Below are 9,907 nucleotides of genomic sequence, written 5' to 3'. Positions count from 1 at the left end.
GGCGCTGGGCCATCGATCCCCCGCCGAGTTTGCCGCAACAATCGCACTGGAAACCGTGGCCGCCTGAGGCCACAAATCAACCGGCGGACTCTCTCCTCAACTGGAGGAGAAATGGGGCTCACGTCACCAGCGAGCAAGGTGGCCGCAGAGAGAGAACTGCGCGAAAGCAGCTTGAACTGGTCTATCGTCCGGTTCCCATTCGTATATGGCGACAGAGACGGACATCTCGAGTCCCTTCCCAAATATGTCGGCTCCTGGCATCCGGCACAACGCATGAGCACGATCCACCATCGTGACATCGCCGCCGCGATGAAGCTGGCGCTGGACGGCACATTCGATCGGCGCGTCGTGAACGTTGCAGATGAGGCACCTGCGTCCATTTATGAGCTTTCAGACCTAATCGGCGCTCGGATGGAATCGAACGCCGAGCCGCTGGCGAACCCTTGGCACCTGCACGTCGACAGTTCTCTTGCCCGCAGCCTGGGCTTTCGCGCCAGTGTTCGGACCGTCTATCAGGCGCAGCAAGAGGGTCTGATGTGACACACATTGCCGGTTGTAATTTTTGATGAGAATTGCGCGAACACCCACATCGAACTCAGCTGTCATTCGGATGTGGAAAATAGGCAACGTCTGGCCGCCCGATCAGACCTCCCTTATCGCAATGACACTTTCAGCCGCTGCCAGAATGACTTCTTCTCCTGTCAGAGAGGTCGAGCAAGGCCCTCTCGTGCCTCAGCCGGAAGAGGCACGGCGCGCTGCGGCGCCTGCGCTCTCAGGCCCCTATCGCAGGATCTTGCGGATTTCCCCCTGCACGCGAACGAGCGCCGGAAGATAGCGGGCCGACAGCGTTTCCACGTCCCCCGCGAGTGCGGGCAGGCCGAGGTTGAGCGCCGCCACGGCGACGCCCCGCGCATTGAGGAGCGGCACCGCGATGGAGCGCAGGCCGAGTTCAACCTCCTGGTCGATCACGGCATAACCCCGCTCCCGCGCGCCCTTCAGCTCGGCCATAACCGCATCGGGGTCGGTCAGCGTCAGCGGCGTGCGCGCGGCCAGTGGCCGCAGACGCAGGCGGCGCAGGGCCTCGGCTTCCGGCAAGGCAGCGAGCAGCACGCGCCCCATCGAGGTGCAATAGGCCGGCAGGCGCGAGCCGGGCATGAGCGCGATGGACATCACCTTGCGCTGCGCCGCGCGCGCCACATAGACGATCTCATCCTCATCGAGGACGGAGACGGATGAACTCTCCCCCAGCTCCTCGGACAGCCGGTCGAGCCAGGGCTGCACCATCTGTGGCAGCGGCATGGCCGCGAGGCACGCGGTGCCGAGCCTGAGCACGCGGGGCGTCAGGGTGAAGAACTTCCCGTCGTAATCCGCATACCCGAGATGAGCGAGGGTGAGCAGGCAGCGCCGCGCCGTCGCCCGGTCGAGGCCGCTCGCCGCCGACACCTCGGCGATGGACTGGCGCGGGCGCTCGGCGGTGAAGGTCTCGATCACCGAAAGCCCCTTGGCGAGGCCGCCCATGGTGTCGCGCTGGGAAATACCGGTCACGGCGGCCTCACGTTTGTGCGATATGTCAACAAACTTCCTATATCGCACAAAACGGATTGAAGTCGAGGGCGGTGTTTTTTATTCGTCGGGTATCGAAAGGGGCGCCGCCCCAGGCGCAACAGGGATGTCCATGGACAAGACGATCGCCACACCCGCGGAGGCGGTGGCCGACATCGGCGACAACGCCACGGTGATGATCGGAGGCTTCGGCGGCTCCGGCGCGCCCATCGAGCTGATCCACGCCCTCATCGACCGCTTCGTGAAGACCGGCTCGCCGCGCAACCTCACGGTGGTCAACAACAACGCCGGCAACGGCCATGTGGGCCTCGCCGCCATGATCGAGGTGGGGATGGTGGGCAAGCTCATTTGCTCCTTCCCCCGCTCGGCGGACCCGCGTGTCTTCACCCAGAAGTATCTCGCCGGGGACATCGCGCTGGAGCTGGTGCCGCAGGGCACGCTCGCCGAGCGCATCCGCGCGGGCGGCGCCGGCATTCCGGCCTTCTACACGCCCACCTCCTACGGCACCGAGTTGGCGAACGGAAAGCCGACCGCCGAGTTCGACGGCCGCCCCTATGTGCAGGAGCGCTGGCTGAAGGCCGATTTCGCGCTGGTGAAGGCGCATCTCGGCGATCGCCTCGGCAACCTCACCTACAACAAGGCGGCCCGCAATTTCGGCCCGCTCATGTGCACGGCGGCGCGGCACGCCATCGTGCAGGTGTCGCAGCTGGTGCCGCCCGGCACCATCGACCCGGAACACGTCGTCACCCCCGGCATCTTCGTCTCGCGCGTGGTGGAAGTGACCAACCCCGCCCAGGAAGAGCTGCTGAACCGCGCCGGAGCAACCTATCCATGACCGCCAGCGACGATACCAAGCTCTCCAACGCCCAGATCGCCTGGCGCGCGGCGCAGGACATCGCCGACGGTGCCTATGTGAACCTCGGCATCGGCTTCCCGGAAATGGTCGCGCGCTATCAGCCGGCCGGCCGGGAAGTGATCTACCACACCGAGAACGGCATCCTCGACTTCGGCCAGGAGCCGCCCGCGGGCGAGGAAGACTGGGACCTCATCAACGCCGGCAAGAAGGCGGTGACGCTGAAGCCCGGCTCGGCCTTCTTCCACCATGCGGACAGCTTCGCCATGGTGCGCGGCGGGCATCTGGATGTCGCCATCCTCGGCGCCTACCAGGTGGCGCAAAACGGCGACCTCGCCAATTGGAGCGTCGGCGCCAAGGGCGTTCCGGCGGTGGGCGGTGCCATGGACCTCGTGCATGGCGCCAAGCGCGTCGCGGTCATCACCGAGCACGTCACCAAGTCCGGCGAGCCGAAGCTGCTGGACCGCTGCACCCTGCCCCTCACCGGCGTCGGCTGCGTCACGCGGGTCTATACCAGCCTTGCCGTGGTGGACATCGAGGGCGGCCGCTTCGTGCTGCGCGAGAAGCTGCCCACCATCACGCTCGAAAAGCTCCAGTCCCTCACCGGGGCCGAGCTGGTCATCGCCGGCCCCGTGGCCGATCTCATCGTCCCCGAGCTCTAGGAGCACGCAATGAAGGACGTCTTCATCTGCGACTATGTCCGCACGCCCATCGGCCGCTTCGGCGGCGCACTCGCCTCGGTGCGGGCGGACGACCTCGGCGCGGTGCCGCTCAAGGCGCTCATGGCGCGCAATCCCGGCGTGGATTTCGGCGCCGTGGACGATGTGATCTTCGGCTGCGCCAACCAGGCGGGCGAGGACAATCGCAACGTCGCGCGCATGTCGCTGCTGCTCGCCGGCCTTCCGGTTGGCGTGCCCGGCACCACCATCAACCGCCTGTGCGGCTCGGGCATGGATGCCATCATCGCCGCCGCCCGCGCCATCAAGGCGGGCGAGGCCTCGCTGATGATCGCCGGCGGCGTGGAATCCATGTCCCGCGCCCCGTTCGTCATGCCCAAGGCGGACACGGCCTTCTCCCGCCATGCGGAGATCCACGACACCACCATCGGCTGGCGCTTCGTGAACCCGCTGATGAAGGCGCAGTACGGCGTGGATTCCATGCCGGAGACGGGCGAGAACGTGGCCGAGGATTTCGCCATCAACCGCGCCGATCAGGACGCCTTCGCCTTGCGCTCGCAGGCCAAGGCTGCCGCCGCGCAGGCGAACGGGCGGCTGGCGCGGGAGATCGTTCCGGTGGCCATCCCCCAGCGCAAGGGCGACCCCATCCTCGTGGAGCGCGACGAGCATCCGCGCGCGACCACCATCGAGGCGCTGGCCAAGCTCTCCACCCCGTTCCGCAAGGGCGGCACGGTGACGGCCGGCAATGCCTCGGGCGTCAATGACGGTGCCGCCGCGCTGATCCTCGCCGACGCGGAGACGGCCGCGAAGTATGGTCTCACCCCCATCGCCCGCGTGCTGGGCGGGGCTGCGGCCGGTGTGCCGCCGCGCATCATGGGCATCGGCCCGGCGCCGGCCTCCAAGAAGCTGATGGCGCGTCTCGGCCTCACCCCGGCCGATTTCGACGTGATCGAGCTGAACGAGGCCTTCGCCTCCCAGGGCCTCGCCACCCTGCGCGACCTCGGCATCGCCGATGACGATGCGCGGGTGAACCCCAATGGCGGCGCCATCGCGCTCGGCCATCCCCTCGGCATGTCCGGCGCCCGCATCACCGGCACGGCGGCGCTGGAACTCTCCCTCACTGGCGGCAAGCGCTCGCTCAGCACCATGTGCATCGGCGTCGGCCAGGGCATCGCGGTGGCGCTGGAGCGGGTGTGATCGCCCTTCCGGCAGGCAACAAAAAAGCAGCGGCGAGGGGCCAAGCCTCTCGCCGCTGCCGTTTCAGGGGCAGGCCAGCTTCAGGAGCACGTCAGCTTCAGGTCAGCGCAGGCGCTCGGTCCAGGCGGCAAGCGCGGTGAGCAGCTGGCGGATGAAGTCCGCCGTCGCCTCGTCCGTGAGGGCGCCTGAGGCGTCGAACTTGGTCTGGGCGGCGCCGATCATCACTTCCGGCTTGTTCAGCGGGAAGGCGTTGAGGAACACCAGCATCTGCCGCAGCTGATACTGCGCCCGCGCGGTGCCCAGCACGCCCATGCTGGCGCCCATGATGGCCACCGGCTTGTTGTCGAAGGGCTGGCTCGGCGGGCGGGAGGCCCAGTCGATGGCATTTTTCAGCACGCCGGGGATGGAGTAATTGTACTCCGGCGTCACGAACAGGATGGCATCCGCTGCCGTCAACTGGGCGCGGAAGCGCTCCACCTCTGGCGGATAGCCGGCGAGGCGCACGTCGTCATTGTAGTGCGGCAGATCGCCGATCTCGGCCGCCTCGATGGTCATGCCTTCGGGCGCGAGGTCCATGGCCGCCTTGAGGGCCATCGTATTGTAGGAGCCCTTGCGCAGGCTGCCGGAAATTCCCACCACCCGGATCGGGCGGGCATCGCTGGACATGTGTCGTCTCCTTGAAATGAGATTGGGCGCTCAACCCTGGCGACGCAGGAAGCCGGTGATCGTCACGCGCTCCCAGATGTCCGCCTTCTTGAAGGGATCGGCCGCGTTGAACGCCTCGACCGCCGCGCGGTTCGGCGCCTCGATGAGGAACAGGCTGCCGATCATCGTGGTTCCGTCATCCGCCACCAGCGGGCCGGACATGACGATCTCCACCCCGAACGCGGAGGTGTCGGACAGGAAGGCCTTGTGCGCCTCATAGTGGGCGAGGCGGGTGTCGAGCGCGCCTTGGCGATCGACACCGTGGATGGCGAACAGCATGAGAGAGGCTCCTTCGCGAGCGGGGCGGCACGCGACCTCAAGCCGGTGTCGCCCCGTCCGGGTGATAACACGCCGTCTTCTCAGAACGGCGTCAGGTGATCAGTTGGTCTTGGTGGGCGCCTTGGTGGCCATGGCGGCGGCGTCCGCCCAGCTCGGGCAGGTGCGGGCTTCCAGCGGCACGTCGTAGGGCTGATAGTTGGAGGCGTTGACCACGGTCGGCTTCAGCACCACTTCGTTCACGATGGCCTCGTTGCGCAGAGAGCGGATGGCCACCATGGTGCCGATGCAGCCCTGCACGAAGCCGTTGTAGTCGCCCGAGGCGAGCAGCTTGCCGGCCTTGATGGCGTCGATCGCCTCCTTGGTGCCATTGATGCCAATGACCTTGGCCTTGCGATTGGCGCCGTCCAGCGCCTCGATGGCGCCGATGGCCATGGCGTCGTTGGCGGCGAGCACGCCATCAATCTGCGGATGGGACTGCATCAGATTTTCCATCACCTGCAGGCCCTGCAGGCGCTGGTAGTTGGCAGGCTGGCTCGCCAGCAGCTTCACATCCTTGTTTTCCTTGATGGCGTCATTGAAGCCGCGCACCCGGTCGATGTTGGTGAGCGAGCCCTTCACGCCCTCCAGGATCACCACATTGCCCTTGCCGCCCATCTCCTTGAGCAGATAGCGGCCGGTCTCCAGGCCGAGGCTGTAGTCGTCGGCGCCGACGAAGGCGAGGAACTTGCCGCCGGCCGAGCGGTCGGTGACGTTCACCACCGGGATCTTGGCGTCGTTGATCTGCTCCACGCCCGGCACCATGGCCTTATAGTCCACCGGCACGAAGACGATGGCGCTCGGCTTCTTGACGATCACGTCCTCGATCTGGCTGAGCTGCTCGGGGATCGAGTCCGGCTTGGTGGGAATGTAGTGCACCACTTTGGCGCCCATGGACTTGGCCGCCACCTCGGCGCCCACGCGCACGGTCTGGAAATAGGGGTTGGTCTGGTTCTTGGTGAAGACCGCGATGGTCTCGTCCGCGGCCAGCGCGCCGGTGGACAGGAGCGCCACCGGCAGCGCCGCGGCGATGAGCCTGAAGTTCGACTTCAATTTATTCATGGGATCTTCCTCCGATTATTGATATTTGGCGTTTGACTGCTTGGCTTTTGACTTGGATTACGCTTCAGGACCGCTTGCGCCCGACCATGTCGAGCCAGACGGCGAAGATGACGATCACGCCCGTCACCAAAGGCTGCCAGCTGGCGTTCACGGCGAGCAGGTTCATGCCGTTCAGCACCAGCGTAAGGATGAGCGCGCCGACGAAGGTGCCGAACACGCTGCCCACCCCGCCGAAGAGCGATGCGCCGCCGATGAGCACCGCCGCGATGGCCGGCAGCGTCATCGCCTCGCCGATGTCCCCCTCGGCTGAGTTCAGTCGGGCGAGGAAGACGATGGACGCGACGCCCGCCATGGCGCCGGAGAAGGCGTAGACAAGGATCAGGCGGCGATCCACGGGAATGCCCGAGAGCCGTGCCGCCATGGGGTTCGCGCCAATGGCATAGATCTGCTGGCCCCACACGGTGCGCTGGGCGAAGACGGTGCCGGCGATGAGAAAGCCGATCATCAGGTAGACCGGGATCGGGATGCCGAGGAAATAGCCCGAACCGATATGGCGGAAGCCGGGCGGGAAGCCGTGAATGGTCTCGCCGGCCATGTAGTAATAGGTGACGCCGTGCAGCACCCACAGCATGCCGTAGGTGGCGATGAAGGAGGGGATGCGCAGCTTCGCCACCATCAGCCCGTTACAGATGCCGATGGCGCAGCCGCTGGCCAGCCCGGTAAGCGTGCCCAGCGCCGGCGAGCCGGTGGCCTTGATGACGGTCGCCGCGAGGCAGGCGGACAGCCCGATGTTCGCGCCCACCGAGAGATCGAGCCCCCCGGTGAGGATCACCAGCGTGAGCCCCGAGGCGAGGAAGAACAGAAGGCTCGCCTGCCGCAGGACGTTGAGGATGTTGTTGGCGGTGAAGAAGGCATCCGTCGCGACGCTCAGCGCCACGCACAGGAGGCCCGCCGCCAGCAGCCGGTAGAGGAGCTGCTGCATGTCCTTGGACAGGTGGATGCGGGGCGTGCCCGCGGAGACGTCGCCGGCGAGGCTCATGACTTCTTGCTCCGCATGCCGTCGAGGAAGAGGGCGAAGATGACGAGGACGCCGATGCAGGCCACCTGCACCGAGGAAGGCACGGCCATGAGGTTCAGCCCGTTGCGCAGCACGCCCACGGTGAGCACGCCCATGAGGGTGCCGAAGATCCAGCCGTTGCCCTTCTCGAAGGAGGTGCCGCCCAGGGCCACGGCGGCAATGGCGTCGAACTCCATGCCGATGGCGGCGGTGGGGTGGCCAGCATTCATGCGTGCCGTCATCAGCAGGGCCGCGACGCCGGCCATGGCCCCGCCCAGCATGTAGACGGAGATCAGCAGCCGCTTCCACTTCACGCCGGCCAGCGTCAGCGCCTCGCGGTTGCCGCCCAGCGCACACACATAGGTGCCGAAGCGGGTGTGGTAGAGCAGCACATGGAACAGGGCGTAGAAGCCCGCGCCGATGAGGATGGGGTTGGGAATGCCCGCCACCTCGCCGGAATAGACCAGCCGCACGAAGCGCGGGATGCCCACCACGCTCTGCCCGTCCGAGACGATGAGCGCGAGCCCCTGCGCCGCGCCCAGCGTGCCGAGGGTGGCGACGAAGGGCGGGATGCCGAGCGACGCCACCAGCCAGCCGTTGGCGAGCCCGAAGGCCAGGCCCACGCCGAGCGCCCCGGCGAGACCGAGCATCAGCGACTGGGTGGCCACCACGATCAGCGCCAGCACCAGCGAGGCGAGGGTGAGCACCGCGCCCATGGAGAGGTCCAGCCCCTCCGTCATGATGATGAGCGTCATGGGCAGCGCGAGGAGCAGCAGGATCACCGACTGCACCAGGATGTTGGAGAGGTTGCCGGCGGTGAGGAAGCCGGGGCTCGCCACCGCGAACAGCACACTGAGGCCGACGAGCGCCACGGCGACGCCGGGCACGGCGGGGATGCGCGGCCGCGCGGGGGCAGAGGGGGAGAGGGCGTGGTCACTCATCATGCATCCCCATTCGGACGATGTTCTCTTCGGAGAGGTCGGCGCGGCCAAGCTCGCCGACGATGCGCTTGCCGCGCATGACGTAAGCGCGGTCGCAGACATGGACGATCTCCGCCTGCTCGGAAGAGATCATGAGCACCGCCGCTCCTTCGGCCACCAGTTGGTCGATGAGAGCGAAGATCTCGGACTTGGCGCCCACGTCGATGCCACGGGTGGGCTCGTCGAAGATGAACAGGCGCGTGCCGGCGGCGAGCCACTTGCCGATCACCACCTTCTGCTGGTTGCCGCCGGAGAGGACGGCGACGCTCTGGTTCGGCGAGGGCGTGGCGATGCGCAGGCGCTGGATCAGCTCCTGCGCCGAGCGCCGGGCCTTGCCGGGCGAGAACATCATGTTGGGGAAGAGCTTGGGCAGGCCGGCCACGGCGAGGTTGTCGCTGACCGTGCGGATGAGGGCGAGCCCTTCCGCCTTGCGGCTCTCCGGGATGAGGCCCACGCCGGCGAAGGCCGCGGCATCGGGGCCGCCAGTCCTCGGCTTGCCGAAGATGCGCACCTCGCCCGCCGTCACCGCGTCCGCCCCGAAGATGGCGCGGGCCACCTCCGTGCGGCCGGAGCCGACGAGGCCGCACAGGCCGACGATCTCGCCGGCGCGGACCTTCAGGTCGATGTCGCGGATGCCGTTGGTGGAGGACAGGCCCTTCGTCTCCAGCACCACCTCGCCCGGCTCGGTGGCGAAGCGGCGGGGATAGGACATGTCCACGTTGCGGCCGACCATCATCCGCACCAGTTCGTCCGGCGAAGTCTCGCCCGGCAGCGCGCGGCCCACCAGCTTGCCATCACGCAGCACGGTGATGCGGTCGCCGAGGGCGAACACCTCGGCCATACGGTGCGAGATGTAGACGAGGGCGACGCCCTTCGCCTGCAGCTGGCGCATGACCTCGAACAGCCGCTCGGTCTCGCGGTCGGAGAGCGCGGCAGTGGGCTCGTCCATCACGAGAATGCGGGCATCCTGCGACAGCGCCTTGCCGATCTCGACCATCTGCTGCTGGGCGACGCCGAGCTGATGCACCTTGGTGCGCGGGTCCACCTCCAGCCCGATCAAATCGAGCACCTTCTGCGCCTCGCGATAGAGCCGGCGGCGGTCCGTCAGGCCGGGGATGCGCGAGGGAAATTCACGGCCGAGGAAGATGTTCTGCGCCACGTCCAGATAGGGAACGAGGGAAAACTCCTGGAAGATCACCGCGATGCCGAAGCGCCGCGCGTCGGCTGGGGAGCGGATCTCCACTTTCTCGCCATTGTGGAAGTATTCGCCGGCATCCGCCTGATAGGCGCCGCACAGCACCTTCATGAGCGAGGACTTGCCGGCACCGTTCTCGCCGAGGAGCATGTGCACCTCGCCCGGCCACACGGCGAACGAGACGTCATCCAGCGCCTTCACGCCCGGAAAGGTCTTGGAGATGCCCTTCAGCTCCAGAATGGGGGTGCCGGGCACGGCCGGGGGCGCGGCCAGCTCGAGGCGAGGCGTCGTTGCCATGACCGC

At 67.1% G+C, this 9,907-nt stretch carries 11 protein-coding genes; 4 read left to right on the top strand and 7 right to left on the bottom strand.

The features are described 5' to 3' along the window. Nucleotides 1-273 precede the first annotated feature (273 nt). Complete coding sequence (locus EJ105_RS26660) at nucleotides 274-540, top strand: NAD-dependent epimerase/dehydratase family protein (RefSeq protein WP_250168725.1); 267 nt, start codon at nucleotides 274-276, stop codon at nucleotides 538-540. Nucleotides 541-780: 240 nt separating this feature from the next. Here EJ105_RS26660 and EJ105_RS26655 read toward each other — a convergent pair whose 3' ends face one another. After that, nucleotides 781-1,518, bottom strand: a complete 738-nt coding sequence (locus tag EJ105_RS26655; RefSeq protein ID WP_250168727.1) for an IclR family transcriptional regulator domain-containing protein — start codon at nucleotides 1,516-1,518, stop codon at nucleotides 781-783. A gap of 157 nt (nucleotides 1,519-1,675) precedes the next feature. Between EJ105_RS26655 and EJ105_RS26650 the strand changes: the two genes are divergently transcribed. The 3 genes from EJ105_RS26650 to pcaF are packed head-to-tail and all read left to right on the top strand — an operon-like array spanning nucleotide 1,676 to nucleotide 4,290. Next, on the top strand, nucleotides 1,676-2,398 hold the full coding sequence (locus EJ105_RS26650) for a 3-oxoacid CoA-transferase subunit A (protein WP_029555538.1): 723 nt from the start codon (nucleotides 1,676-1,678) through the stop codon (nucleotides 2,396-2,398). Then, a complete protein-coding gene (locus EJ105_RS26645; protein WP_250168724.1) occupies nucleotides 2,395-3,078 on the top strand; it encodes a 3-oxoacid CoA-transferase subunit B in 684 nt (227 codons plus the stop codon). The genes EJ105_RS26650 and EJ105_RS26645 overlap by 4 nt, the downstream gene beginning before the upstream one ends. Before the next feature lie 9 nt (nucleotides 3,079-3,087). After that, complete coding sequence (gene pcaF / locus EJ105_RS26640; protein ID WP_250168723.1) at nucleotides 3,088-4,290, top strand: 3-oxoadipyl-CoA thiolase; 1,203 nt, start codon at nucleotides 3,088-3,090, stop codon at nucleotides 4,288-4,290. Nucleotides 4,291-4,392: 102 nt separating this feature from the next. Here pcaF and EJ105_RS26635 read toward each other — a convergent pair whose 3' ends face one another. The 6 genes from EJ105_RS26635 to EJ105_RS26610 form a co-directional block, all read right to left on the bottom strand. Continuing rightward, nucleotides 4,393-4,956 (bottom strand): NADPH-dependent FMN reductase, encoded by a 564-nt coding sequence (locus tag EJ105_RS26635; RefSeq protein WP_024280637.1) that lies wholly within the window; start codon nucleotides 4,954-4,956, stop codon nucleotides 4,393-4,395. A gap of 30 nt (nucleotides 4,957-4,986) precedes the next feature. Continuing rightward, nucleotides 4,987-5,274: a YciI family protein gene (locus EJ105_RS26630; RefSeq protein WP_169123802.1), complete on the bottom strand. Its 288-nt coding sequence runs from the start codon at nucleotides 5,272-5,274 to the stop codon at nucleotides 4,987-4,989. 99 nt (nucleotides 5,275-5,373) lie between these two features. Then, entirely contained in the window at nucleotides 5,374-6,372 is a 999-nt protein-coding gene (locus EJ105_RS26625) for a sugar ABC transporter substrate-binding protein (RefSeq protein WP_250168722.1), read from the bottom strand. Nucleotides 6,373-6,436: 64 nt separating this feature from the next. Beyond that, nucleotides 6,437-7,411 carry an ABC transporter permease gene (locus EJ105_RS26620; protein WP_250168721.1) on the bottom strand — a complete coding sequence of 325 codons (975 nt, stop codon included), beginning with the start codon at nucleotides 7,409-7,411 and terminating at the stop codon, nucleotides 6,437-6,439. Next, complete coding sequence (locus tag EJ105_RS26615; RefSeq protein ID WP_250168720.1) at nucleotides 7,408-8,370, bottom strand: ABC transporter permease; 963 nt, start codon at nucleotides 8,368-8,370, stop codon at nucleotides 7,408-7,410. The genes EJ105_RS26620 and EJ105_RS26615 overlap by 4 nt, the downstream gene beginning before the upstream one ends. Then, nucleotides 8,363-9,901: a sugar ABC transporter ATP-binding protein gene (locus EJ105_RS26610; RefSeq protein WP_250168719.1), complete on the bottom strand. Its 1,539-nt coding sequence runs from the start codon at nucleotides 9,899-9,901 to the stop codon at nucleotides 8,363-8,365. Before EJ105_RS26610 ends, EJ105_RS26615 begins: the two co-directional genes overlap by 8 nt. Between the last annotated feature and the right edge of the window lie 6 nt (nucleotides 9,902-9,907).

The organism is Xanthobacter aminoxidans, assembly GCF_023571765.1.
Taxonomy (GTDB): Bacteria; Pseudomonadota; Alphaproteobacteria; order Rhizobiales; family Xanthobacteraceae; genus Xanthobacter; species Xanthobacter aminoxidans.
Note: the sequence above shows the minus strand (reverse complement) of the source record. Positions and strands in the feature narration are given on the sequence as shown.